At 60.5% G+C, this 24741-nt stretch carries 24 protein-coding genes; 8 read left to right on the forward strand and 16 right to left on the reverse strand.

All coding sequences use genetic code 11. From position 1 onward, the window contains the following. Nucleotides 1-4 precede the first annotated feature (4 nt). Nucleotides 5-628 carry a LysE family translocator gene (locus J5289_RS11340; RefSeq protein ID WP_209183812.1) on the reverse strand — a complete coding sequence of 208 codons (624 nt, stop codon included), beginning with the start codon at nt 626-628 and terminating at the stop codon, nt 5-7. 95 nt (nt 629-723) lie between these two features. Continuing rightward, a complete protein-coding gene (gene sufA, locus J5289_RS11345) occupies nt 724-1116 on the reverse strand; it encodes a Fe-S cluster assembly scaffold SufA (RefSeq protein WP_209206555.1) in 393 nt (130 codons plus the stop codon). Nucleotides 1117-1392: 276 nt separating this feature from the next. Here sufA and J5289_RS11355 point away from each other — a divergent pair. Continuing rightward, nucleotides 1393-2453 (forward strand): IS630 family transposase gene (locus J5289_RS11355; RefSeq protein WP_374108560.1). Its coding sequence is split into 2 segments (ribosomal slippage): nt 1393-1920 and nt 1923-2453, totalling 1059 coding nucleotides; the frame shifts between segments, so codons are not numbered across the junction. Between the two features lie 190 nt (nt 2454-2643). Here the strand turns inward: J5289_RS11355 and J5289_RS11360 are convergent. The 7 genes from J5289_RS11360 to J5289_RS11390 form a co-directional block, all read right to left on the reverse strand. Beyond that, complete coding sequence (locus tag J5289_RS11360; protein ID WP_209183815.1) at nt 2644-2922, reverse strand: type II toxin-antitoxin system ParD family antitoxin; 279 nt, start codon at nt 2920-2922, stop codon at nt 2644-2646. Between the two features lie 49 nt (nt 2923-2971). Next, nucleotides 2972-3352 (reverse strand): SUF system Fe-S cluster assembly protein, encoded by a 381-nt coding sequence (locus tag J5289_RS11365; protein WP_209183816.1) that lies wholly within the window; start codon nt 3350-3352, stop codon nt 2972-2974. 114 nt (nt 3353-3466) lie between these two features. Next, the gene (locus J5289_RS11370; RefSeq protein ID WP_209183817.1) at nt 3467-4708 is read right to left on the reverse strand and encodes a cysteine desulfurase; all 1242 of its coding nucleotides are present in this window, start codon (nt 4706-4708) and stop codon (nt 3467-3469) included. A 12-nt stretch (nt 4709-4720) separates the two neighbouring features. Further along, nucleotides 4721-5995, reverse strand: a complete 1275-nt coding sequence (gene sufD / locus J5289_RS11375; RefSeq protein WP_209183818.1) for a Fe-S cluster assembly protein SufD — start codon at nt 5993-5995, stop codon at nt 4721-4723. A gap of 22 nt (nt 5996-6017) precedes the next feature. Further along, nucleotides 6018-6773 (reverse strand): Fe-S cluster assembly ATPase SufC, encoded by a 756-nt coding sequence (gene sufC, locus J5289_RS11380; RefSeq protein ID WP_142822795.1) that lies wholly within the window; start codon nt 6771-6773, stop codon nt 6018-6020. A 281-nt stretch (nt 6774-7054) separates the two neighbouring features. Beyond that, nucleotides 7055-8524: a Fe-S cluster assembly protein SufB gene (gene sufB / locus J5289_RS11385; RefSeq protein ID WP_142822796.1), complete on the reverse strand. Its 1470-nt coding sequence runs from the start codon at nt 8522-8524 to the stop codon at nt 7055-7057. A gap of 148 nt (nt 8525-8672) precedes the next feature. Then, nucleotides 8673-9839: a cysteine desulfurase family protein gene (locus tag J5289_RS11390; RefSeq protein WP_209183819.1), complete on the reverse strand. Its 1167-nt coding sequence runs from the start codon at nt 9837-9839 to the stop codon at nt 8673-8675. Nucleotides 9840-10059: 220 nt separating this feature from the next. Between J5289_RS11390 and J5289_RS11395 the strand changes: the two genes are divergently transcribed. Then, nucleotides 10060-10737 carry an alpha/beta hydrolase gene (locus J5289_RS11395; RefSeq protein ID WP_111221903.1) on the forward strand — a complete coding sequence of 226 codons (678 nt, stop codon included), beginning with the start codon at nt 10060-10062 and terminating at the stop codon, nt 10735-10737. Between the two features lie 87 nt (nt 10738-10824). Here the strand turns inward: J5289_RS11395 and J5289_RS11400 are convergent, their stop codons facing one another. Both J5289_RS11400 and J5289_RS11405 read right to left on the reverse strand, forming a co-directional pair. Continuing rightward, entirely contained in the window at nt 10825-11502 is a 678-nt protein-coding gene (locus tag J5289_RS11400) for a hypothetical protein (RefSeq protein ID WP_209183820.1), read from the reverse strand. A gap of 170 nt (nt 11503-11672) precedes the next feature. Then, entirely contained in the window at nt 11673-12797 is a 1125-nt protein-coding gene (locus J5289_RS11405; protein ID WP_209183821.1) for an anhydro-N-acetylmuramic acid kinase, read from the reverse strand. A 145-nt stretch (nt 12798-12942) separates the two neighbouring features. Between J5289_RS11405 and tyrS the strand changes: the two genes are divergently transcribed. After that, on the forward strand, nt 12943-14199 hold the full coding sequence (gene tyrS / locus J5289_RS11410; RefSeq protein ID WP_209183822.1) for a tyrosine--tRNA ligase: 1257 nt from the start codon (nt 12943-12945) through the stop codon (nt 14197-14199). Nucleotides 14200-14253: 54 nt separating this feature from the next. Here the strand turns inward: tyrS and J5289_RS11415 are convergent, their stop codons facing one another. Next, nucleotides 14254-17685, reverse strand: coding sequence for an AsmA-like C-terminal region-containing protein (locus J5289_RS11415; RefSeq protein ID WP_209183823.1), 3432 nt, complete (start codon nt 17683-17685; stop codon nt 14254-14256). A 104-nt stretch (nt 17686-17789) separates the two neighbouring features. Between J5289_RS11415 and J5289_RS11420 the strand changes: the two genes are divergently transcribed. From J5289_RS11420 to J5289_RS11440, 5 genes are all read left to right on the forward strand, one after another. Further along, the gene (locus J5289_RS11420) at nt 17790-18257 is read left to right on the forward strand and encodes a peroxiredoxin (RefSeq protein WP_209183824.1); all 468 of its coding nucleotides are present in this window, start codon (nt 17790-17792) and stop codon (nt 18255-18257) included. Nucleotides 18258-18267: 10 nt separating this feature from the next. Further along, nucleotides 18268-19098, forward strand: coding sequence for a ferritin-like domain-containing protein (locus J5289_RS11425; RefSeq protein WP_257623401.1), 831 nt, complete (start codon nt 18268-18270; stop codon nt 19096-19098). Nucleotides 19099-19204: 106 nt separating this feature from the next. Further along, a complete protein-coding gene (locus J5289_RS11430; protein WP_209183826.1) occupies nt 19205-20479 on the forward strand; it encodes a M23 family metallopeptidase in 1275 nt (424 codons plus the stop codon). Nucleotides 20480-20713: 234 nt separating this feature from the next. Continuing rightward, on the forward strand, nt 20714-22240 hold the full coding sequence (locus tag J5289_RS11435) for a DEAD/DEAH box helicase (protein WP_142822806.1): 1527 nt from the start codon (nt 20714-20716) through the stop codon (nt 22238-22240). Beyond that, nucleotides 22240-22662, forward strand: a complete 423-nt coding sequence (locus J5289_RS11440; RefSeq protein WP_209183827.1) for an NUDIX domain-containing protein — start codon at nt 22240-22242, stop codon at nt 22660-22662. Before J5289_RS11435 ends, J5289_RS11440 begins: the two co-directional genes overlap by 1 nt. Nucleotides 22663-22671: 9 nt before the next feature. Here J5289_RS11440 and J5289_RS11445 read toward each other — a convergent pair whose 3' ends face one another. From J5289_RS11445 to J5289_RS11460, 4 genes are read right to left on the reverse strand one after another with little or no spacing between them, the layout of a single operon-like run. Further along, complete coding sequence (locus J5289_RS11445; protein ID WP_111221896.1) at nt 22672-22992, reverse strand: TfoX/Sxy family protein; 321 nt, start codon at nt 22990-22992, stop codon at nt 22672-22674. A gap of 4 nt (nt 22993-22996) precedes the next feature. Beyond that, nucleotides 22997-23614, reverse strand: coding sequence for an NTP transferase domain-containing protein (locus tag J5289_RS11450; RefSeq protein ID WP_247749093.1), 618 nt, complete (start codon nt 23612-23614; stop codon nt 22997-22999). Continuing rightward, complete coding sequence (locus J5289_RS11455; protein ID WP_209183829.1) at nt 23614-24309, reverse strand: XdhC family protein; 696 nt, start codon at nt 24307-24309, stop codon at nt 23614-23616. Before J5289_RS11455 ends, J5289_RS11450 begins: the two co-directional genes overlap by 1 nt. After that, complete coding sequence (locus J5289_RS11460; RefSeq protein ID WP_374108270.1) at nt 24309-24629, reverse strand: XdhC family protein; 321 nt, start codon at nt 24627-24629, stop codon at nt 24309-24311. The genes J5289_RS11455 and J5289_RS11460 overlap by 1 nt, the downstream gene beginning before the upstream one ends. Between the last annotated feature and the right edge of the window lie 112 nt (nt 24630-24741).

Here is a 24741-nt window from a genome sequence, read left to right on the forward strand (position 1 = left end):
TTTTTCAAGCGAAGAACTTGTAGCTCGCAACGCAAAGCGCCAGAGCACCGAAGCCGATCAGCAGGTAGGCCGAGACCCGCCCGACCTTGTCGGCAAACTGGTCCGACAGCCGGTCGCGCGCCAGACGAACCGCGCCGCTGAGGAACAGCCACCAGGCGACCGAGCCGGTAAACGCTCCCCCGACGATAAACGCTGCACTCGCAGCGCTGCTCTCATGGGCAAGACCGAAGGCTGCAAAAAGTGCACCGAAGGAAATGATCGTCGCCGGATTGGAAATGGTCAGGAAGAATGTCGCGACGGTCGTTCGAAAAAGATCGGCGGCGCCGATATCCGCAGCCGCAATCGGGTCGCGGTCGAGGCTCTTGTAGCCGAGCCAGATCAGCAGCAGCCCGCCACAGAATGCCAGCGGCAAAGCGATCTTCGCGAGCACGTCTGCAAATATAGCCAGCCCGCCAACGGCAACCAGGGCGTAGCTCGCATCGCCGAGCGCCGTCCCGAGGCCCAATGCAGCGCCGGCCCAGAAACCGCGTTCCAGCGTGCGGTTGATGCACAAGGTACCAATCGGCCCCGGCGGCGCGGTGATGATGATCCCGAGCAGCGCGCCCTTCAGAAACAGTATCAGCCACATGCTACATCACCGGTCCTGCCGGCAGCAGCGAACGGAGCAAGAAAAGCAAAGGCCGCCCGAGACGGCGGCCTTTGTCCAACGGCGGCAATAAGAGATTAAATGGCTGCAACAGACGCCTCGCGCTGGGAGGCGAGCGCTGCGAGATCCGCAGGCTTGAGTTCGACCGATTCGCCACAGCCGCAGGCGGAGGTCTGGTTGGGATTGGTAAAGATGAAGCCGGAGCGCAGCGTCGTCGTTTCGAAACCCATCTCGGTTCCGAGCAGAAAGAGTACAGCAGACGGCTCGATCCAGACCTTGGCCCCGTCGCGCTCAATCAGATCATCCTCGGGATTGGCTTCGGTCACCATGTCGATGGTGTATTCCATCCCGGCGCAGCCACCCTTCTTGATGCCGACGCGAACGCCCTTGGCATCCGGCCCGGAATTCCCGACAATCGCCTTGACGCGATCCGCCGCGCTTTCGGTCATGGTCATAACTGCAAAGCCCATCGGCCTAGTCTCCTGTGGCAACCGGGTTCAAGGCCCGGTGCTTCGTCTTCCAAGATGTAATACCACGCCATGCTTGGATCAATAGCTAAACCAGCTTCGGCAAGTCGCGCGCACCGTGCACCACCCGGACGATTTCCACACCATCGACATCTTCACGGTAAAGAATGAGGTATCGACCAACTGCTGACAGTCTTATACGCGCCCTCGCTGAGTTCGACTCTTGGGCTTCCCAAAAGGCGATGAATCTGAATCTCTGGCACAAACTGGAGGTTTGCGATGGGAGCGGCGATTTCATTACGTGCAGATTTTGACGCGGAAGGTCTTCGGCGTCTGGCCCGCCAAAGCAAGCATGCGGCTCAAGCACGTCGTCTTTTGGCACTTGCCGCGATCTATGAGGGAGGCTCACGCTCGGATGCGGCGCGGCTGGGCAATGTGACGCTGCAGATCGTGCGCGATTGGGTCTTGCGGTTCAATGCCAATGGCCCCGAGGGGCTGATCGATGGCAAGGCTCCAGGACCCCGGTCACGGTTGAACGATGTTCAGCGGGCCGCACTGGCAAAGGCCATTGAGCGGGGTCCGACGCCCTATCTCGACGGGGTCGTGCGCTGGCGGCTGTGTGATCTGGCCCAATGGCTCTGGGAAGATTTTCGTGTCTCGGTGAGCCAACAGACGCTGAGCCGGGAGGTGCGTGCCCTTGGTTATCGCAAGCTGGCTGCGCGACCGAAACATCATGAGCAGGACCCTCAAGCCATTGAGGAGTTTAAAAAAACTTCCCCGCCGCAGTGGCAGAGATTGCGAGCGGAGTGGCACAAGGAAAACGAATAGAAATTTGGTACCAAGACGAGGCCCGGATAGGGCAAAAGAACAAGATCACCCGTCGCTGGGCAAAGCGAGGCTCAAGGCCGTTCGCGCCGCATGACCAGCGAACCCGCTCCGCCTACATCTTCGGTGCCATCTGCCCCAAGCTCGGCAAGGCCGCCGCTCTCGTCATGCCGTGGTGTGATACCCACGCAATGACCCAGCATCTGGCAGAAATATCCCGTCACATCGCCGATGGCGCACATGCCATCCTCATCATGGACCAGGCCGGTTGGCATATGTCCAACGCACTCGTTGTCCCCACCAACATCACTATTCTGCCGCTGCCGCCGAAATCGCCAGAGCTGAACCCGGTTGAAAATCTCTGGCTCTTCATGCGCGAGAACTGGCTTTCCAACCGCATCTTCAAATCCTACGACGATATCGTTGCCCATTGCTGCGACGCCTGGCGCAAACTCGAGAGCCAGCCTTGGCGGATCATGTCCATCGGACGCAGAGAATGGGCCGATGGGTTCTGATCAATGAGGACGCGTATTAAGCCCTCTCGTAGTTCGTCTCTAGCCACGCCTGTACCCGGCATCGCGCCCAATTGTCTGAATTTACGGTAGATCCCGTCATACCACTTCAGCGCTGCGGCTGGATTTCGCTCGCCAATGTATAAAGCTATTCCCATGATATCCGCCTCCGCCAGAGGACGGACCCAGAAACTCACGAACGGCTCGCGGCGAGACGCGTTACCAATTCAGCACGTGTACGGGAAAACGCCTTTTCGCCATCTGTCGGATGGCCGCTGGCAATCCCAGCGTCCCAAAGTTCGCCGAGCTTCGTATCTGTGAGATCGTGCCCGTTGCGACGTGCCTGCCAATCATTCAATGCAGCTTCGAATACGTCCGAAACCGAAACATATTCGCCGGAGTCGACGGCATCCTGAACTATGGATTGCATCTCGGGCGAAACATCGATTGCAACAACCTTATGACCAGACATTTCTGAACCTCCTGGTCGAAATTACCTGATGAGGGGTTTTACGGCAAGATCAATACCAGCCGACGGAAACCTGCGCTTCTTCCGACATCCGGGCGGGCGTCCATGGCGGGTCGAAGGTCATGCCGACTTCGACGCCGGAAATGCCTTCCACCGCACCCACGGCGTTCTCGACCCAGCCGGGCATTTCGCCGGCAACCGGGCAGCCGGGAGCGGTCAGAGTCATCATGATCTTCACCATCCGGTCGTCCTCTATGTCGATCTTGTAGATCAGGCCGAGTTCGAAGATATCAGCCGGGATTTCCGGATCGTAAACCGTCTTCAGGGCCGCAATAACATCATCGCTCAGGCGCGCCAGCTCGTCGGCCGGAATGCTGGAGTGGACGATGCCTTCGCGCACGTCGGTCGTCTGTTCGCTGTTATCCAGGCTCATCTCGGGCACTCCTTAGAGCAGTTCCGGCAAATGTACGTAGCGGCTTTACATCCGGAAATGCGTAAAAACAGAGAGATAGAGCACTTCTGTGTATAGATGAACGGCAGAAATGCTCTAGGCAAAGAATTTTCGTGCATGATCGAGCGCATCGGCCAATGCGTCGACTTCTGCGCGGGTATTGTACATGCCGAACGATGCACGGCATGTGGAGGTGACGCCAAAACGTTTCAAGAGCGGCTGGGCACAATGGGTCCCTGCCCTGACGGCGACGCCCTGCCGGTCGATCACCATCGATACGTCGTGAGCATGGATGCCGGCCAGTTCGAACGAGAAGATAGCTCCCTTGCCGGGTGCATTGCCGAAGATCCGCAGTGAATTGATGGCGCGCAGGCGTTCGGATGCATAGGCGGTAAGATCGGCCTCATGGCGGGCAATGGCTTCGCGTCCGATGCTGTCCATGTAATCAAGCGCGTAGCCGAGCCCGATTGCCTGGACGATCGGCGGGGTGCCTGCCTCGAACCGGTGGGGCGGGTCGTTGTAGGTCACCGCCTCCTCGCCGACGTCGATGATCATCTCGCCGCCACCCTGGAATGGCCGCATCTCGCGCAGGCGCGACTGCTTGCCGTAAAGCACGCCGATACCGGAGGGGCCGTACAGCTTGTGACCCGTTACCACGTACCAGTCACAATCCATGTCCTGCACGTCGACCGGCAGATGCACCGCGCCCTGGCTACCGTCGACAAGCACGGGGATGCCGCGCGCGTGGGCGATCCGGCAAATTTCCTTGACCGGCAGCACGGTACCGAGTGCGTTCGACATATGGGTGATGGCGACGAGCTTGGTTCGCTCCGTCAGGCTTCTCTCGAAATCCTCGATATGAAACGCACCCTCGTCGTCGACCGGTACCCAGACGAGCTTGGCGCCCTGCCGTTCCCGGATGAAGTGCCACGGCACGATGTTCGAGTGATGCTCAAGGATCGTCAGCACGATCTCGTCGCCTTCACCGATATGCGGCATTCCCCAGCCATAGGCGACAGTGTTGATCGCCTCCGTGGCATTTTTGGTGAAGACGATATCGTCGATACCGGGTGCATTCAGAAACCGTCGCACTTTTTCACGCGACGCCTCGTAGGCTTCCGTAGCGGCATTCGAGAGGTAGTGGAGCCCGCGATGGACGTTCGCATATTCGTTGGAATAGGCATTCGAAATGGCATCGATCACCACCTGCGGTTTTTGCGCCGAGGCACCGTTGTCGAGATAGACGAGCGGCTTGCCGTAGACCTGTTTCGACAGGATCGGAAAATCCCGTCTGATGGCCTCGACGTCATAAGTGGTGGCAGTGGTGATCTTGTCCATCATGGGATCCAATCAGGCGTGCTTTTCGAGCCAGGTCGAGATGATGCCCTTCAGCGCCCCGACCAGGGCTTCGTTTTCAAGTTCCTCGACCACCTCGATGACGAAGGCGCTGACGAGCATCGCCCGTGCCTTGCTGGCGGGAATACCGCGGGCCATCAGGTAGTAGAGATGGGTGTCGTTGATATCGATGACGGTCGCGCCGTGGCCGCACTGGACGTCGTCGGCAAAGATCTCCAGCTCCGGCTTTGCCGAGAAGTCGCCGTCGTCGGACAACAACAGCGTGTTGCACGACATCTTGGCATCGGTCTTCTGGGCATCGAGAGCAACACGGATCATGCCCTGGAAGACACCGCGAGCCCTGTCGAACACAACGTTGCGGATGATTTCCTTCGACGTCGTATTCGGCACGTTATGGCCGAGCGTCATGGTGACGTCCGTATGGGTCTCTCCGCCGAGGAGGTTAACGCCGCGCAGCTGCAGGTCCGCACCCTCGCCTGTGACAGCGATGTGCAGCTCCTGGCGCACAAGCTTGCCGCCGGCATTGACGACAAACAGCGTCAGCTTTGCATCCTTGCCGAGATCGATACGGATCTGGCCGAGATGGGTATCGTCAGCGCCCTGCTCCTGCAGGATGACCCAGGTAACCTCGGCGCCTTCGCCGATGCGGACTTCGCTGACTGCCGAGACAAGCGCGGCATCCGCAGTCACCGCACGGTGACGCTCGATCAATGTCACACAGGAGCGGGCACCGAATGTCACCGGCAAGCGGCTGTGCATCTGTCCGCCGGCATGGATAAACTGGATTTCAAGCGGCGCCTCGAGCTTCGTCTCCGCCGCAATGTCAACGACATAGCCGTCGCGCACAAAACTGCCGTTGATACGGCCGATGGCATCGTCCCTGTCGAGCGCATCAAGGCCAGCGGTCGCGCTGCCGTCGATCAGACTATCGGCATAGGGCTGCACGGTCACGCCGGCAGGCGCCGAGAGGGTACCGCTCAGGCCTTGCGAGACGGTGAGAACCGCCGAACCAGGCACAAGCGGTTCCAGCTCCTCGACGCGGCCGGACGTCGCAGCCTCCGGTACTGAGCGCAAGAGGTTTTTCAGATCGGTGTAATGCCACGCCTCGACGCGGCGCGTCGGCAGGCCGGCCGTCTTCAGCTCGTCCAGCAACCGGTCGCGCAGCGCGAAAACGTCGCCATTGCCCGGCAGTTCGCCGAGTTGCGTGTTGTAGGCCTCGATCAGCGCCAATTCGGCTGCCGTCAGGCGGGTCGTCGTCTGCATGTTCATGGACGTCGTCCTTTCCGCCCTATCAGGCTGCAGCGCCAATGATATCGGCGTAGCCATTGGCTTCGAGATCGTGTGCCAGCGTCTTGTCGCCGGTCTTGATGATCTGGCCCTTGTAGAGAACATGGACCGTGTCAGGCACGATGTAATCCAGCAAGCGCTGGTAGTGAGTGATGACGATGGTGGCGCGATCCGGAGACCGCAGCGCGTTGACGCCATCGGCAACGATCTTCAGGGCGTCAATGTCGAGGCCCGAGTCCGTCTCGTCGAGGATGCAGAGTTTTGGCTGCAGCAGCGCCATCTGCAGGATCTCGGCGCGCTTCTTCTCACCGCCGGAAAAGCCGACGTTCAGCGGCCGCTTCAGCATCGCGGTATCGATCTGAAGCTTGGCTGCAGATTCCTTGACGAGGCGCATGAAATCCGGCGTCTTCAGCTCTTCCTCGCCGCGCGCCTTGCGCTGTTCGTTCATCGCCACCTTGAGAAACTGCATGGTGGCCACGCCCGGGATTTCGACCGGATACTGAAACGCAAGGAAAATCCCCTTCGACGCGCGTTCGGCAGCGTCGAGTTCCAGGATACTTTCACCGTTATAAAGGATCTCGCCCTCGGTGACTTCATAGTCGCTGCGACCGGAGAGTATGTAGGACAAGGTCGACTTGCCGGAGCCGTTCGGCCCCATGATGGCAGCGACTTCGCCGGCCTTCACCGTCAGGTTGAGGCCACGAATGATCTCGGTGCCGTCTTCGGCGATGCGGGCGTGGAGGTTTCTGATTTCAAGCATGTCTGTAATCCATCTTCAAAGTTTGCGTTGCGCGCTTTGCAGCGCTGCAGTCAGAATTTACGCACGCTCAGGGTGCCAGGACCTTAAGCAGCAGAACAATCAGCCGGAAGAAAATGCTGGCCAAAAAAAGCCAAATATCCGCTCCGAGCAATGCGTCGACGACGATCGAGAACCGCCCCATCCGATCCGCAAGGTAACGATACTTGCGGGGTGGGGCCTTGGCTGCAGAGCGTTGGTCGGTGAACGACTGCCCTGCGTTTCCCGGCCGTGTCGATTTCATATCAGCCCACACTGCCCTCAAGTGAAATCGAGATCAGCTTCTGCGCTTCGATCGCAAATTCCATCGGCAGTTCCTGCAGGACTTCCTTGACGAAGCCGTTGACGATCAGGGCGATGGCCTCTTCGGTCGGGATACCGCGCTGCAGGCAGTAGAACAGCTGGTCCTCGGAGATCTTCGAGGTCGTCGCTTCATGCTCGAACTGCGCCGAGGAATTCTTCGCCTCGATATAGGGAACGGTGTGCGCGCCGCAGCGATCGCCGATCAAGAGCGAGTCGCACTGGGTGAAGTTGCGGGCGTTGGTCGCCTTGCGGTGTGCCGAGACCTGGCCGCGATATGTGTTCTGCGAGACACCGGCAGCAATGCCCTTGGACACGATGCGGCTCGACGTGTTCTTGCCGAGATGGATCATCTTGGTGCCGCTGTCGATCTGCTGGTGACCGTTGGAGACCGCAATCGAATAGAACTCGCCACGGCTGTCGTCTCCGCGCAGAATGCAGGACGGATACTTCCAGGTGATGGCGGAACCTGTCTCGACCTGCGTCCAGGAGATCTTGGATCGTGCGCCGCGGCAATCGCCGCGCTTGGTGACGAAGTTGTAGATGCCGCCCTTGCCGTCCTTGTCGCCCGGATACCAATTCTGGACAGTGGAGTACTTGATCTGCGCATCGTCCAGCGCCACCAGCTCGACGACAGCCGCATGTAGCTGGTTTTCGTCGCGCTGCGGTGCCGTGCAGCCTTCGAGGTAGGACACGTAAGCCCCCTCTTCGGCAATGATCAGCGTCCGCTCGAACTGGCCGGTGCCCTTCTCGTTGATGCGGAAATAGGTCGACAGCTCCATCGGGCAGCGAACGCCCTTCGGAATGAACACGAACGAGCCGTCTGTGAATACCGCCGCATTGAGCGTCGCATAATAGTTGTCGGTGGTCGGCACGACGGTACCGAGATACTGCTTGATGAGATCCGGATGCTCGCGGATGGCCTCCGAGATCGACATGAAAATCACACCGGCCTTCTTCAGCTCTTCCTTGAACGTGGTAACGACCGATACGCTGTCGAACACGGCATCGACGGCGATCCGCGACGTCTGGACGCCAGCAAGGATCTCCTGCTCGCGCAGCGGGATGCCAAGCTTCTCGTAGACCTTCAGCAACTCAGGGTCGACATCGTCGATAGACTTCGGTCCTGGCGTGCTCTTCGGCGCGGCATAGTAGTAGATGTCGTTGAAATCGATCTTAGGATAGTCGACGCGGGCCCACGTCGGCTCCTCCATCGTCAACCAGCGACGATAGGCATCGAGACGCCATTCGAGCATCCATTCCGGTTCCTGCTTCTTGGCAGAAATGAAATGGATAATCTCTTCGGAAAGGCCCTTGGGTGCCTTGTCCATTTCGATGATGGTCTCGAAACCATACTTGTATTGGTCCACATCAATCAGGCGCACCTGATCGATCGTTTCCTGGACGGCAGCCATGTCGTTCTCCAATCTCGCCGGATACAAGGTCCGGCAGCTTGTCAACGGTTTAGCAAATTTTCATTTGCCACTATGTAGGTGGCCAATGGGATTTTTTCACCCCGATTGGCAAGCGTAAACTTGCGTTTCCGCAAAATTCAAAATGCGGTCAAGCCGCAACCCCGGAAAGCCTTCGCCTCCCGGCAATTTTCGCAAAAGCTGCGAGCACCCGGTCGATGTCCTCATTCTTCGTGTCGAAGCCAAGCGATATACGCAATGCGCCGAGACGTGGATCGCGACCCATCGCCACCAGCACATGGCTCTCGCCCAGCTTACCCGCCGAGCAGGCAGAGCCCGCCGAGAGCGCAACGCCCTCGAGATCAAAGGCAATCTGCCCGGTTTCAGCCTTCAGCCCGGGCAGCGTGAAGAATGTCGTGTTCGGCACACGCAGCTGGCCCTCGCCGTGAATGATGACGTCAGGTGCCGCATCTCGCATGCCGGCTTCCATACGGTCGCGCAATGCCAGAACGGCCGCATTTCGCAACTGGAATTCAGCGGTGGCCGCAGCGGCAGCGGCACCGAAGCCGATCACCGCCAGCGAATTCTCCGTCCCCGACCTGTGACCCTTCTCCTGGCCACCGCCATGGATCAGCGGCTTAGGCATCATGATCTCACCTCGCGACACAAGCGCGCCTGCGCCTTTGGGACCACCGATCTTGTGCGACGAGACGATCATAAAATCCGCGCCGATCTCGTTGATGTCGGTCTTCACCCGACCGGCACCCTGGACAGCGTCGACGACGAAGGTGCCGCCGTGGCGGTGCACAATCTCTGCTGCCGCCCGGACCGGCTGAAGGATGCCTGTCTCGTTATTGGCGAGCATGATGGCGACCATCGGCAGGCCTTGCGCCTTGTCATGGCTGGACAGCATCGTCTCCAGCGCGACGAGATCGACGACGCCATCGAACGTCACGGGAATTTCGCTGACCCGGTCCTTTGCAAACCGCCCGCCTTCGCGCAATGCCGGATGCTCAATGGCCGAGACGTAGAGGTGGCCAACGGCAAGCGGCGTGCGGCCCATGCGAAACTCAGGCGTCAGCACCATATTGGCAGCCTCGGTGGCGCCGCTGGTGAAAACCACATGCGCTGGGTCAGCGCCGGTCAGGACTGCCACGTCGCGTCGGGCGGCCTCGATGGCGGCGCGCGTGGCGCGCCCTTCGCCATGAACGGAGTTCGGGTTGCCGAAAAGATCGAGTCCATGCAGCATCGCCTCCCGCGCCGCCGGATGGAGCGGGGCGGTTGCATTCCAGTCAAGATAGAGGCGTGATGCCGCCATGACCTGCTTTTCCTGCCTCAGCGATGCGGATTACCGGCGCCGGCTCATTTTTCTTGTAATTGCCGGCGGGCTTGCCTTATGACACCTCCACAACGCGTGGAAGATCATGCAGAGTTTCGAATTGTTCTAAACTGCGTTCTAGAAAAGATGAGCGCGTTCGTCAAGTCAACTTGCTGCCTAATGCATCTTGTCAACGCCGAAAATCAGGTACGGAGTATCGATGCCCGAAGTCATTTTCAACGGCCCGGCTGGCCGCCTTGAGGGCCGCTATCAGCCCTCCAAGGAAAAAAGCGCGCCGATCGCTCTCGTGCTTCATCCGCATCCGCAGTTCGGCGGAACGATGAACAACCAGATCGTCTACCAGCTGTTCTACATGTTCCAGAAGCGCGGTTTCACCACCTTGCGCTTCAATTTCCGCAGTATTGGCCGCAGCCAGGGCGAATTCGACCACGGCGGCGGTGAGCTGTCGGATGCAGCCTCGGCGCTGGACTGGGTGCAGAGCCTGCACCCCGATTCGAAAAGCTGCTGGATCGCCGGCTATTCCTTCGGGTCTTGGATCGGCATGCAGCTTTTGATGCGCCGCCCGGAAATCGAAGGCTTCATGTCGATCGCACCGCAGCCGAACACCTATGATTTCTCCTTCCTCGCCCCCTGCCCGTCGTCCGGCCTGATCATCAACGGCGATGCCGACAAGGTAGCCCCGGAGAAGGACGTCAACGTGCTGGTCGACAAGCTGAAGTCGCAGAAGGGCATCCTGATCACCCACAAGGTCGTGCCGGGCGCCAACCACTTCTTCAGTGGCCAGGTCGATACGCTGATGGGCGAATGCGAGGATTACCTCGACCGGCGCCTCAACGGCGAACTCGTGCCGGAACCCGCTGCCAAGCGCATCCGCTAGTTTCCAAAGCCGAAATTAACAAAGCCGCCGAAGCAATCCGGCGGCTTTGTTCGTTTTTCGAGGACGCCAGATTGACCTTCCCGGAACCTACCGACCGATCGTCGGCCACGGGAACGAAAGCACTTCGCGCGTGTAGCTCTCGACCACGACACTGAACGGAACGCCGTCCCCACGGGTCAGATACGCGCGGTGCTGGAGGACGAACTCAGGTATGGCGAGGTTACCGCTGGTCGAAGGCGGCAGCGCACCGCCCATGTCCCAATCGGCTGGCAGCGGTTGCCAGAGCAGTTCGGCTGAAACGGTGTGCCTTTGAAAATGCAATTCCTGCACCGCGCGTCCGAATGCCGTATCCGTCGTTTCCAGAACGTGATTCATGCTCTCCGTCAAACGCGACGGAACGTACCAGTTGTCGGCTTCGGACAGGATATGGTCGCCGCACATCAGCTTGACCCGGCGATACTTGACGGGCTCGGCATCGGTCACGCCCAGGAGTTTGCGAACCCCTGCATCGGCCGGCTTTTCGGCCCCCGGCTCGAGATGCGCGACAACTTTCGGCGTTGGCGCAAGCTTGTGGGTGGCGCACCAGCGATCGAGCGTCAGCGTGGCGCTATCATGGCTGAGCAGGTCCGCGTTCAGCGCGTTGACGATGGCCAGTGCCGTGAGGCGACCGACGGCGGTGTCGGGCGGACCGGGCTGTTCTGCCGATGCCGCGCCGGTGAGCAAAAGGCCAAGGGCCAGGGTGGATAAAGAGAACCGGGTTTTCATATTTCTGCCTCGCATGTACGCCTTGCCGCGGTGTGATTGCTCCAATCCGCGTAGAACGTTACTACCGCTTGCGGTATGGCAATCCGATGACACACGGATTTCCCGTTTCATTTTCATGTGCTTAGACGCTGAGAAAATGGTGGAGAACTGTCATGCCGCACGCCATACGATCACCCGTGGCGTGCCAGTATACCACCGGTCACCGGGACGCTGACACCCGTGGTTCCCGGATAGGTCAGCGGCAATCCCTCCAGCGAGCGGACCGCGAGGTAGGCCCAGGCTTCCGCCTCCATGCTGCCACCATCGAAGCCGGCCGCTTCAGCAGCAACGACACGGGCGCCTTGCTCTTCCGCCAGTTCGGAAAACTCGGCCATGATTACCGGGTTCAGCCGACCGCCACCGCAGACGACATAGGTTTTCGGCGGCTGCGGCAGATAGCCCGCGAGCTTAAGGATGGACGCAGCCGTGACATGCGCCAGTGTCCGCGCGCCATCGGCAAGCGAGACTTCGCCCTTGACCGGCGGCAGGAAGTCGCTGCGGTCGAGCGACCGGCGGATATTGGCGGAAAAGAACGGGCTTTCGAGATAGCGGCGCACCAGCGGCGGAGACACCGTGCCCCTAGCGGCGGTCTCGCCATTGCGGTCGTAGGCCTTGCCGGTATGGGCCTCGATCCACTGGTCGATCAGCATGTTGCCGGGACCGCTGTCGAAGGCGGAAAGCGCGCCGTTCTCGGCAATGTAGGTGAGGTTGGAAATACCGCCGATATTGACGAACACCACCGGTACTGCGAATTCCGGCGGCAGGTTGGCCGACAGCGCCGCATGGTAGATCGGGATCAGCGGCGCGCCCTGTCCACCTGCAACCATGTCGTTGGCACGCATATCGTAGACGACATCGATGCCAGTCTCCGCAGCCAGCAACGGTCCGTCGCCGATCTGAACCGTCAGCCCCTCGTCCGGGCGATGCAGCACTGTCTGGCCGTGAAAGCCTATGACGTCGATGTCGGTGGGCGACAGGCCGTTGCGCATCAGGAAGGATTTGACGGCCGCCGCATGGCACAGCGTCAGCGCCTGTTCGGCAGCACTGAGATTGCCCGGCCGTTCCCGTCGATCCCTGATGACCTTTGCCGTCTCCAGCGCCTGTTTCCAGCGGCCGCGCAGTTCGTCGTCGTACGGAATATAGAGGCTCGCCCCGCGCTCCACGACCTCTCGTCCGTCGGTGTGCAGCAAGGCGATATCGATCCCGTCCATCGACGTGCCGCTCATCAGCCCTATTGCCGTTCTTATCTTCGTCATGACTCCTCGCAAAACAGCCCGCGCAAAACATTGCCGCCGCAATAGTGCACTTTCGCGAAAACAGTGCTAAACGCGCCGCGACGGTTCAACAACAGCGATTTTGCCCCTGTGCACGCCTAGGGCGGCGCATTCGAGAGACCCTATCATGGCCGAATTCAAATCCGATTTCCTGCACACTCTTCAAGAGCGAGGCTTCATCCACCAGGTTTCAGATGAGGCCGGCCTGGATACGCTGTTCGCCAAGGAAACCGTGACGGCCTATATCGGCTTCGATCCGACAGCCCCCAGCCTGCATGCGGGATCGCTGATCCAGATCATGATGCTGCATTGGCTGCAGGCGACCGGGCACCGCGCCATCTCGCTGATGGGCGGCGGCACCGGCATGGTCGGCGATCCCTCCTTCAAGGAAGAATCGCGCCAGCTGATGACGGTGGACACGATCGAAGGCAACATCGCCTCGATCAAGCAGGTTTTCTCCAACTACCTCAACTACGGCAACGGCAACAACGATGCCATGATGATCAACAATGCCGAATGGCTGCGGTCGCTGAACTACCTCGAATTCCTGCGCGATGTCGGCCGGCATTTCTCGGTCAACCGCATGCTCGCCTTCGATAGCGTCAAGACCCGGCTGGAGCGCGAGCAGTCGCTGTCGTTCCTCGAGTTCAACTACATGATCCTGCAGGCCTACGACTTCGTCGAGCTGGCCAAGCGCTACGACTGCCGGCTGCAGATGGGCGGCTCCGATCAATGGGGCAATATCGTCAACGGCATCGATCTCGGTCACCGCATGGGGACACCGCAGCTCTACGCCCTGACCTCGCCGCTGCTGACGACCTCCTCGGGCGCAAAGATGGGTAAGTCGGCGAATGGTGCGATCTGGCTCAATGCCGACATGCTGTCGGCCTACGATTTCTGGCAGTACTGGCGCAATACCGAGGATGCCGACGTCGCACGCTTCCTGAAACTCTACACGACCCTGCCGATGGACGAGGTTTCCCGCCTCGCCACACTCGGCGGCGCTGAGCTCAACGACGTCAAGAAGATCCTTGCAACCGAGGTGACCGCCCTGCTGCACGGCCGCGCCGCTGCCGAACAGGCGGCCGAAACGGCGCGCAAGACCTTCGAGGAAGGCGGCATCGCCGAGAACCTGCCATCGATCGACGTGCCCTTAGGTGATCTGGAGGCTGGCATCGGCCTGTTGTCGCTGATCGTACGGGCGGGCCTTGCGACATCCAACGGTGAAGCACGCCGTCATGTGCAGGGTGGCGCGGTACGCATCAACGACCAGCAGGTGACCGACGAGCGTCAGGCGATCGGAACCGGCAACGTCACCGCCGACGGGATCATCAAGTTGTCGCTCGGCAAGAAGAAGCACATGCTGATCCGCCCGCAGGGTTGAGGCACTAAAATCATAGCGATCAGGCCGGCCATCGTGCCGGCCTTTTTGTCTCCGCTAGAACTCGAAAATCTGCCGGAAGATGCCGGGGGCGATGACCGAGAGCGGGTTGATCACCAGGTTGGGCGAATCGAATGGGCCCGTCAGCTTGAAGGTGATGCCGATCAGGCCTCGGTCGGTGCCGTTGCCAAGCAGGAAGCCGACGATCGGCACCTCGGCAAACAGCCGGTTCAAGCCGTAGGCGGGCATGAACGTGCCGGTCATGTCGGTATTGCCCTTGGCATCCTTGATCGTTCCCTGGAACGTCGCCCCAACCTGATCGCCGCGCACGACGCCGTTCTCGACGGACACCACGCCCTTGCGGATCGACAGGTGGGCAAAGCCACGCTGGAAATTCTGCGCGCTGGTGTCGATATCGTGCTTGACGGCGGAGTTCAGGCTTTCGCCGTCCCGTCCCGCCGGCGTGGTAACGATGGATTGCAGCTTCTTCTCGTTGACGATGGAAAAACGCCTGATATCGATGGACCCGTCCCAGCTGTCGTCGCCGTCGGCGCGAAGGTTGAGATTGAGCAAGCCGCCTCTCAGATGGCCGTAGACATCAACGAACCGTGCCACCGAGCCGGCGTCGCTGCTGGTGACATGGAACGTGCCACCCTGCCCGCCCTTGGTCATTTCGGTGACGACAGCCTGCCCGGTGCGGGTCACGCCTGAAAAGTCGGCCTGCGTCGCCTTGCCGTTGTTAAGCGCATAGACAAGGCTGACATTCCTGATCGTCTCGTCGTTGAAGCCGATGATCTTGTCGAGCTTGGCGCGGATCGTCGCATCCGTCTTGTCGCTGCCGCCGTCGTCGCCCTTGCTAGGCGCCTTCAGCCGCGCCAAGATCGGCCTGATATCGGCGGCGTTGCCATCGACCCTGACGTCGTAGGCGCCCTTGGTTCGCTTGATCGACAAGGCGAAGTCGTCGACCGACGATAGCTTGATGCTCGAGAAATCGGCGGATGACAATCCGGACTTGCCGATCTGGATGGAGCCGGTCGCTCCGAAGCCATCACCCTTGAGCGTGAAGTTCTTCAACGATGGCTGGTCGGCCGGCCCCGATGCCTCGAACTCGGCATTGGCAGCAATACCGCTTCCCTTCGACCAGCCGATCCATGGCACGGTGAGCGCTGCCTTGGTCAGGTCGATCTTGATGTCCTGCCGGTTTTCATCGATCCGGGTAACCTTCACCTTCAGCGGCCCGTCGACGAAATCGGAGAGCCCCGGGAGGATGGTCTCCCGCTGCTGATTGGAAAGCGTCACGTCGACAACGCGCTCACGCTTGATGGACGATCCCTTTTCCGTCGGCTCCACCATGTCGATTTGCGCCGGGATACCGTCGATGAGCGCGTCTGCGGCGAGATGCACCTCCTGCGGATCGGCATCGATGGTACCGTCGACATTGGTGATCTTGCGACCGTCGAAGGCCTTCAGGACGTCGACCTTGTGGAGCTGCAGGCTGGCCTTCCAGACTGGTGGCGGCGGGTCCTGATCGTTGATCAGGCCAAGAGTCGCCTCGACATCCGCGTCGATCTTGCCGCTGAAATCCTCGGGCTTGAACTCGGTGCGCTGTAATACGCTCAAGGGCTTGAAGGTCAGCAGCTCGCCGACTGCGTCACCATTGCCTGAAAGAGCCAGCTTCATCTTCGCGGTCAGCGGCTTGTCGTAGACCGCAGGAATGGAAAATGTGCTCGGACCGACTGCGACCTGTCGGCCAGACGGAAAATACGACGTACCCTTGACGATATCGACCGAAATGACCGGACCCTTGAGGTCGAAGTGACCCGTCATGTCTCGGATTGGGGGAATGTCACCGGGCACGTTGAGGCGCGAGCCGTTGATATCGAATGCCAGATGGATCTCGTTTTCGTCCAGACGAAGATTACCGGTCGCCGCCGCCTGGGCGAGCCGTCCTCCGGGAATAAACAGTGAAATCGTGGCGTTGCTCATGGCACCACCGAACAGGTTGCCCTGTACCCAGGTGCGCGCTTTAGGCGACATCCAGAAAGGCCAGAGCTGTTTGACGGCAGCGGCCTGCAGCTGCTCCGCCTGGGCGCCGAAGCTGATTTCCGGCGAACCCGGCGCAATGCGCAGCCGCAAGGAGCCAAACAGCGATCCCATCGGCGTGGTGATGCCGATGGTGTCGAGTTTCAGCTCCTTGTCGGCCGTCATGTAACGGCCATTGGCATGGCCATCGAAGCTGAGCGGAGCTTCACCGGCTTCAGAAGTCGCTGCCGTCGCGTTGGCGATCCGGAAATCGACGCCAAAACCCTTGGCAGCGGTCGGATCGACCCGGTCGAGGTCGATGACCGAACCGAAAAACGGCACGACCGTCGATTGGAACGTCGCCAGCGACTTGTTGATCTCGAGCGCCTGGCGATCCGAATTGTAGCTGAGATTGATATCCGCGCCGGAAATCTCCTGCGCATCGCGGTCCATAAAGAGCGTGCCGGGCAGCACCTTGATGGCGGCTGTCAGCTTGGGATCGACACCCGATGCGCCACGGGTGGACGACAGCGAGACGTCGGCAAACCCGGTGATGCCCTGACGCGGCGTCCCGTTCGAATCATAAGCCATCGACAGCGGCACAAGATCGAGGTGGCGGATGACGGCCGTCATCGAAGATGGCCGGTCGGCCTCCTGCGTGGCATTCACATCCAGCGACGCGACTGAGCCGTCGATCGAAAGCTGGCCTTTGAGGCGCAGCGTGTTGGGCGTCGGACGTGAAAACGCCAGCTGGTCGATCACCAGCGAAATCGGCGTGCCACCGTCCTGTCTTGCGAGCTTTACGGCAAGGCCGGATATCTCGACGGCATCCGTACCGCCGCGTTCAACGAAATGCTGCAGGAAATCGAGATTGGAAAATGCCGATTCCAGCGCGGTCGGGATGCTGTCTACCCGGAGGTTGGCGACATCGATGGGCTCGCTCTGCGGCAGCAGCGCGGTGTCCAGAGCTATACCCTTGGCCCGGACGGTTGCGATTGCGATTCGGCCCTGAACGAGCGCAAACGGATCGAGAACCATGCGCACGGCGCCCATGGTCGAGAGGTGCTTTCCGGTTTCCTGGTCGACGACATTGACGTCGCTCGCCTCGAGCGCGAGTTGCATGTCGGATGTGAACCGCAGCACCGTCGAACCGACCTCGGCCTTGTAGCGGGGTCCGATGGCGTTATCGAGAGCGGCCTGGGCCTTGACCGAGAGCGGTTCGTCGAAGATCCCGCTCTCGATGCTGGCGATAACGGCACCGGCAATCAGCGCGATGAAGATGGCAAAAACGCCGGTTATACGGGTCGCATGCCAGACATGTCCACGGCGGCGACGGCGGCGGCGCGGGCTATTGACGATAATCGGATCGTCGACCTGCGAGGACGGCATTTGATCGAGCGGAACCAGATCCTTCTTGCGGAATTTCAACTTTTCGCCCCGGATCAATCCACCGCGTCCTTCTCTCATGCGTTTTTACAGTTGACGGCCCGCAAGAGCGGCGCCAAGCACATTTCACTATATCGGCATAGTCGGTATAGTCATCAAAATCCCGGCAAAAGAAAGGTTTTCCCATGACAGAACTCAGTGTCGGCGCAAATGCGCCCGCTTTCGATCTTCCACGTGACGGCGGCGGAAACGTCTCCCTTGCAGCGTTTCAGGGCAAGCCTGTCGTACTGTTCTTCTACCCTAAGGACGACACGTCGGGATGCACCACCGAATCAGTAGCCTTCACTGGTCTCGCATCGGAATTCGAGAAAGCCGGTGCAGTGGTAATTGGCATGTCGCCGGATTCCGTCAAGAGCCACGACAAGTTCGTCAAGAAACATTCCCTTGGCGTCATCCTCGCTGCCGACGAGGAAAAATCCACGCTGGAAGCCTATGGTGTCTCGAAGGAAAAGAGCATGTACGGCAAGAAATACATGGGCGTCGAGCGCACCACCGTGCTGATTGGTGCAGATGGCCGAATCCTCAGGATCTGGGAGAAGGTCAAGGTGCCCGGTCACGCCGAGGAGGTCCTGGAGGCCGTCCGTGCGCTCTGAGCGCGACGCCGTGACAGTCTCCGAATCCGCCATCGTCTCGCTTCGCGGCGGGGCGATCGCGGCCATCGCTGCCTGCGATGTCGAGCGGAAAGCCGAACTTGCACAGGAGACGGCCAGGCGCTGGTTCGCACGCACCCTGTCGCTGCGCTCACCGCTCGACCCTGTGCTGCCGGACCGCCCGGGACGGCCGGCAAAGCCGGAATTGATCCCGCCGAAGAATATGGAAAAGCGATCCCTTCACAGTGTAAAGGGCCGCATCGCCCTTCTCCACGCCATCGCTCATATCGAATTGAATGCCGTCGATCTCGCGCTCGACATCGTCGCCCGCTTTACGACCGAGAAGGTCCCGAACTCGTTTTTCGATGGCTGGATGCAGGTTGCATTCGAGGAGGCGAAGCATTTCCGGCTGGTGCGCCAGAGATTACAGCAGCTTGGCGCCGACTACGGCGACCTGCCCGCCCATGACGGCCTGTGGCAAGCAGCCCACGCTACCCGCACGGACCTGACGGCGCGTCTGGCCGTCGTGCCGCTCATTCTCGAGGCACGCGGTCTCGACGTGACGCCGGCGCTGCAGACCAAGATGCGCGAAACCGGTGACTACGAAAGCGCAGCCGTCCTCGATGTCATCTACGAGGATGAAAAAGGCCACGTCGCGGTTGGCGCCAAGTGGTTCAGATTTCTCTGCGCCCGCGAGAAACGCGATCCGGTCGCAACGTTCCAAGCGCTCGTCCGCAGCAATTTCAGGGGTCCTCTGAAGGCGCCCTTCAACGATATTGCCCGTGCCGAGGCCGGCTTGACGCCGTCCTTCTACCGCTCGCTGACCTCCACCAGCCGTAGTTGATTTTGCAAACGATTTTGCCACAGGCGGGCCTGCCGAAAGGCTTTGTTAACCATGCTCGTGCCTAATCCTGCCTGCAGCGCAGAAACGCTGCGGTGGGAGAATCGCCGTGGGAAACGGGCAGCAGAACAGGATTTTTGGCGGCGCCAGGCAGCAGCATGTCATCATCCTCGCCAGCGGCGACAAGGTCCGGCACATGACGCTGCGTCCATGGATGACGGCATCCGCCATCGGATGTGCTGCAATCCTCGTCATCGGCTATCTGCTGGCAACCTCCTACCTCGTCCTGCGCGATGATCTGATCGGCGCCACGATGGCCCGCCAGGCGCGCATGCAATACGATTACGAAGACCGAATTGCCGCCCTGAGGGCGCAGGTCGACCGCGTCACCTCACGCCAGTTGCTCGACCAGCAGGTAGTCGAGCAGAAGGTCGACAAGCTGATGCAGCAGCAGATGTCGCTCTCGTCGCGTCACGGCAAGCTCGATGCCTTGCTCGACCGCGCGGAGAGTTCGGGCGTTATCGACAAGCAGCCGCCAGCCTCCGGTGCAGATCATGCCGAATTGAACGCCCGACAAAAGGCCCTCGAACTCGCGAAAGCGGGTAGCCCGGCGGAAGTCACCCCTGACAACTCGACGCTCGCCTACCTGCCCGCCAAGGAAACCGTCGCGGACCACGCCGACCGGGTGTTCTCCAAGGTCACCCTTTCGCTGAAGAAGATCGAGCAGGACCAGCTGAAGCGCATCAAGCGGCTGACCGATGGCGCCGACGATACGGCTGACAACATCCAGTCGATCATCAAGACGGTGGGCGTCACAGTTCCGGCGTCCCCCGCCGCGATCGATGAAGATGGCGGTGTCGGAGGGCCCTTCCTGCCGCCGGAAAACGTCGACCCGTTCGACCAGTCGCTGGCAAATCTCGATACGGCGCTGACGCGGCTCGAAGCGGCGCGCGGAACGGTCGAACAGCTGCCCTTCCGCAACCCCGCACAGGGCAAGCTGATCACCAGCCCGTTCGGCAACCGCAAGGATCCCTTCTTCGGCAAGCTGGCGCTGCATCCCGGTGTGGATTTCCATTTCGATCCCGGCGAGGCCATCAAGGCGACGGCGCCGGGCAAGGTCGTTTCGGCAGGCTGGGCCGGCGGCTATGGCAACATGGTGGAAATAGACCATGGCGATGGCATTTCGACACGCTACGGTCATATGGCAGCAATTACCGTCCAGGCCGGCGATACGGTCAAGGCCGGCGAGCAACTCGGCCTTGCCGGAAGCACGGGACGGTCGACCGGCACCCATCTCCACTACGAAGTCCGCGAGGACGGGCGTCCCGTCGACCCAATGTACTTCGTCAATGCAGGCATCAAGCTCGCCAGCTATATCAATTAGCTAGCCTTGCAATTTACCGCTTTGCGGGGGGCACTTTTGTCCCTATGATCATGACAGCAATGCAACAGGCCGCCGCGCGACGGAATTTTTTAACCCAGCGCGCCGGGAACACTCTCCCGTTGCCTCATTTCCTTGACTTCAGGGCGTTTTGATACTATGTGGCGCTGCATTGCGGCATACAGCCTGTCGACTCATCGTGCGGTCGACCAAACCGAAACGGAAACAGTTTTCCCTTTGACCACATTTGCTGACCTTGGCCTGAGCCAAAAAGTCCTATCCGCTGTCACAGACGCGGGCTACACCATCCCTACTCCGATCCAGGCCGGCGCCATCCCGTTTGCGCTGCAGCGCCGCGATATCTGCGGCATTGCGCAGACCGGAACCGGCAAGACCGCCTCGTTCGTGCTGCCGATGCTGACCATGCTCGAAAAGGGTCGGGCCCGGGCGCGCATGCCGCGCACGCTGATCCTCGAACCGACGCGCGAACTGGCAGCCCAGGTGGCTGAGAACTTTGAAAAATACGGCAAGAACCACAAGCTGAACGTTGCGCTGCTGATCGGCGGCGTGTCGTTCGAAGAGCAGAACAAGAAGCTCGAGCGCGGCGCCGACGTGCTGATCTGCACGCCCGGCCGCCTGCTCGACCATTGCGAACGCGGCAAGCTGCTGATGTCAGCCGTCGAGATCCTGGTTATCGACGAAGCCGACCGCATGCTCGACATGGGCTTCATCCCGGACATCGAGCGCATCGTCAAGATGATCCCGTTCACCCGCCAGACGCTGTTCTTCTCGGCCACCATGCCCCCGGAAATCCAGAAGCTGGCCGACCGCTTCCTGCAGAACCCGGAACGCATCGAAGTGTCGCTGCCGTCCTCGACTGCAAAGACAGTGACGCAGCGTTTCGTTGCCTCGCACGGCAAGGACTACGAAAAGCGCGCGACGCTCCGCGACCTCATCAACGCCCAGACGGATCTCAAGAACGCGATCATCTTCTGCAATCGCAAGGTAGACGTCGCCGATCTCTTCCGCTCGCTCGAGCGCCACGGATTTTCAGTCGGCGCGCTGCACGGCGATATGGACCAGCGCTCGCGCACGACGATGCTGCAGAATTTCCGTGATGGCCAGATCCAGCTGCTGGTCGCATCCGACGTTGCCGCACGCGGCCTCGACCTGCCCGATGTCGGCCACGTCTTCAATTTCGACGTTCCGATCCATTCGGAAGACTATGTCCACCGCATCGGCCGCACGGGACGTGCCGGCCGCTCGGGCGCAGCATTCACGCTGGTGACCAAGCGTGATACGAAGTATATCGATGCCATCGAGAAGCTGATCGATCAGAAGATCGAATGGCTTAACGGCGACCTGAACGCTCTCCCGCCGGCAGATGAAAGCCAGGAAACCGAACGTCCGCGCCGTGGCAGCAGCCGCGACAAAGACAAGGAACGCGGTCGCGGCAGAGGTCGTTCTGCACCGAGCCATCCCGTTCACAAAGCTGATATCGATGTGGTTGATACTGTCGTTCAACCCGTCGAAGTTGCACCCGTACCAAAGGCCGAAGTTGTGAAGAACGAGCGCAAGATCGAGACTAACAAGCCGCAGAACAATAATTCTCGCAACAATCCCGGCCGCCCTTACCCGGCAAACGATGACAATCGCGAACGTCGTGCCCGCTATCATCGCGACCAGGACGACGGCCCGACACCGCTGGGTTTCGGAGACGACATCCCTGCTTTCATGCTGATCGTCACTGCCGCTAAGGTCTGATGACTGCACCGGGCACCGATTTTCCGGGACTGGGCACCGGGCTTGCCATCCTTCGTGACGGCAAGCTTCTGCTCTATAAGCGGATAAAGGCGCCCGAAGCCGGATTTTGGAACATCGTCGGCGGCAAGGTCGACCTGATGGAAGCCTCCGCCTCTGCTGCCAGACGCGAGGCAGGGGAAGAGTCCGGTCTCCAGATTGGACAGATCGACCTGCTCTGCACGACGGAACAGATCATCGAGGCCGACCGCCAGCACTGGGTGTCGCTGATTTATGTCTGCACGGATTTTGTCGGCGAGCCATCGCTGATGGAGCCGGACAAATTATTCGAATTCGGATGGTTCAGCCGCAACGCGCTGCCAAGCCCGCTTTCTGTCTTTACCAGGGCTGCCATCGACCACCTCGACACTGACCTCTTTCCCTGACTTCAGCGGTTACTTCTCCGTCCGCAGCGCCGCCTCGTATGCAAGCCGCACCCATTTTGCCATGACATCGGGATCGTCGAACGCATCCTCCGGGATCGACCAGTACGGCATGAACACCGGCTTGCCCTTCTTCCCCTCGTACGACCAGCGCCTGGCGCCGGCAGATTCGAAAGCGGGCGAACTGACATCGTCGGCCTTCAGCAGCATCTCGTCGCGAAAATCCAGGGCGATGATCCGGCCCTGATGATAGACGCCCTTGCCGCCGAACATCCGCTTGATGGTCACCGGCCCAAGTGCCGCAAACATTTCCTCTATATCCAGATTATCCAAGATCTTACTCCTTGAGGATGCCGCCGGCTGCAAGGACGGCATCCGGCGTATCGACATCGAGATGCGCAGCATGGCCGATCTCGACATCGACAACCGGCAGGCCGCATCCGTCTATGATACCGCGTGCACCGACATCTCCCCCCAACCCCATTATCGCCGGCCTCAGCGAGGCCGGCAGGATCACCGGGTTGCCACGCTTTCCGTCCGAGACCGCGCGAACGACAGCTTGCCCCCCGGCCCCTTCGAACGCGCCGATCAGCGCCATGAGATCGGAGGTTTCGACGGCGGGCATGTCGGCCAGCATAACCAGCACGCCAACGCTCCCCGACGCCGACGCGGCACCGAAACCGGCAACGATAGAACTGGCCATGCCGCTTTCGAAATCTGGATTGTGGACGTTTTCGATTGGGAGCCCTGCCAGTAAGGCCGTTATTTCGGGATGTCTGTGCCCGGTGACAACGAAGACCGGCGCGCCGGTTGCGCAAGCCCGTTCTGCCATGATCCTCACCAGCGAGATGCCATCGAATGTTGCCAGCAGCTTGTGCGGACCACCCATGCGGCTGGCTTTACCGGCTGCCAGCAACACGATTGCAACGGGAGAGCGCGCGATCTTCTCCGGCATCAGGCTGCATCCCCGGGCAAGGACAGGGACCGGCGACGCCATGACTGGATAATCTCGGCCAGGATAGCGACGGCAATTTCGGCGGGGGTCACGGCCCCTATGTCGAGCCCGATTGGAGCATGTATCCTTGAAAGGTCCTCATCGCCAAACCCCTCGGCCTGTAAACGCAGCAGGCGCGCGGCATGGCTCCGTCGACTGCCCAGCGCACCGACATAGAAGCACCCGGCTTGCAGCCCAGCGCCGATAGCGTAGTCGTCGATATCAGGCTCATGCGCCACCGCCACCACAGCGGTGTGGCGATCCACCACCAGCTTTTCCCTTGGCCAGCCGACGATAAGCTGCGCCGACTCGAAGCCATCGGCAGACGAAAAGCCGATCCGGGGATCGATGATCGTGAGATCGAATCCCGCCACACTCGCCATCGACGCCAGTGCCCGACTTATCCGCACCGCGCCGATGACGACGATCCTAGGTTCTGGCACATGGACGTTGAGGAAAAGCTGGCTTCCGTCGAGTGCAATCTTCGACGATCTGCCGCTCCGGAATGCAGATGTGACCGCATCGCCAAGAGCGCCCTCGATCCCTTCGCCTTCGACCACAAGCCGCTTCGTTCCGTCCACGAGATCGGTGACGACAACAGCGGCATGCCGGTCACGACGCAAAGAACATAGCTGGCTAAGCGTTTCCATTCGCATCAGCCTACCTTCTCGATGTAGACCTCGATCCTGCCACCGCAGGAGAGGCCGGCAGCGCGGGCCATCTTGTCCGTCACCCGGAAATCCATGAGCCTCCCGGCGCCGGCCGCGATGACCTCGAGCGCTGCAGCAACCACGTCGCTCTCGATGCAACCGTTCGTGAGCGTACCCTCTGTGGCACCGTCCGAGGAGATCACCATCTGTGTTCCCACCGGCAGCGGCGCCGAACTCCATGTCTCGGTCACCGTCGCCAGTGCCACTGCCGTGCCGGAAGCAGCCCACCTTTCGGCTGTATCGAGGACGTCAGTTCCTGCAAGCATCGACATCTGTCCTCCCGGACGCCACCAAAGATGTGGAATGCGTGGCAATCAAGCGCCGATTGCCGAAGTTAAAGTCAGGCCGGCGTGAGTCAACCCGCGCGCCCACCGGACG

The sequence above is a fragment of the Rhizobium sp. B230/85 genome, from assembly GCF_019355735.1.
In the GTDB taxonomy this organism is placed as follows: domain Bacteria; phylum Pseudomonadota; class Alphaproteobacteria; order Rhizobiales; family Rhizobiaceae; genus Rhizobium; species Rhizobium rhododendri.

Bases quoted from the DNA above. Each gene is read 5' to 3' on its own strand.
- J5289_RS11395 (WP_111221903.1), top strand. From the start codon at position 10,060: ATGCCCGAAGTCATTTTCAACGGCCCGGCTGGCCGCCTTGAGGGCCGC.
- J5289_RS11400 (WP_209183820.1), bottom strand. From the start codon at position 11,502: ATGAAAACCCGGTTCTCTTTATCCACCCTGGCCCTTGGCCTTTTGCTC.
- sufB (WP_142822796.1), bottom strand. From the start codon at position 8,524: ATGGCTGCCGTCCAGGAAACGATCGATCAGGTGCGCCTGATTGATGTG.
- J5289_RS11340 (WP_209183812.1), bottom strand. From the start codon at position 628: ATGTGGCTGATACTGTTTCTGAAGGGCGCGCTGCTCGGGATCATCATC.
- sufC (WP_142822795.1), bottom strand. From the start codon at position 6,773: ATGCTTGAAATCAGAAACCTCCACGCCCGCATCGCCGAAGACGGCACC.
- J5289_RS11460 (WP_374108270.1), bottom strand. From the start codon at position 24,629: ATGCTTGCAGGAACTGACGTCCTCGATACAGCCGAAAGGTGGGCTGCT.
- J5289_RS11405 (WP_209183821.1), bottom strand. From the start codon at position 12,797: ATGACGAAGATAAGAACGGCAATAGGGCTGATGAGCGGCACGTCGATG.
- sufD (WP_209183818.1), bottom strand. From the start codon at position 5,995: ATGAACATGCAGACGACGACCCGCCTGACGGCAGCCGAATTGGCGCTG.
- J5289_RS11455 (WP_209183829.1), bottom strand. From the start codon at position 24,309: ATGCGAATGGAAACGCTTAGCCAGCTATGTTCTTTGCGTCGTGACCGG.
- J5289_RS11370 (WP_209183817.1), bottom strand. From the start codon at position 4,708: ATGGACAAGATCACCACTGCCACCACTTATGACGTCGAGGCCATCAGA.
- J5289_RS11440 (WP_209183827.1), top strand. From the start codon at position 22,240: ATGACTGCACCGGGCACCGATTTTCCGGGACTGGGCACCGGGCTTGCC.
- sufA (WP_209206555.1), bottom strand. From the start codon at position 1,116: ATGGGCTTTGCAGTTATGACCATGACCGAAAGCGCGGCGGATCGCGTC.
- J5289_RS11360 (WP_209183815.1), bottom strand. From the start codon at position 2,922: ATGTCTGGTCATAAGGTTGTTGCAATCGATGTTTCGCCCGAGATGCAA.
- J5289_RS11365 (WP_209183816.1), bottom strand. From the start codon at position 3,352: ATGAGCCTGGATAACAGCGAACAGACGACCGACGTGCGCGAAGGCATC.
- J5289_RS11450 (WP_247749093.1), bottom strand. From the start codon at position 23,614: ATGCCGGAGAAGATCGCGCGCTCTCCCGTTGCAATCGTGTTGCTGGCA.
- J5289_RS11415 (WP_209183823.1), bottom strand. From the start codon at position 17,685: ATGAGAGAAGGACGCGGTGGATTGATCCGGGGCGAAAAGTTGAAATTC.
- J5289_RS11420 (WP_209183824.1), top strand. From the start codon at position 17,790: ATGACAGAACTCAGTGTCGGCGCAAATGCGCCCGCTTTCGATCTTCCA.
- tyrS (WP_209183822.1), top strand. From the start codon at position 12,943: ATGGCCGAATTCAAATCCGATTTCCTGCACACTCTTCAAGAGCGAGGC.
- J5289_RS11390 (WP_209183819.1), bottom strand. From the start codon at position 9,839: ATGGCGGCATCACGCCTCTATCTTGACTGGAATGCAACCGCCCCGCTC.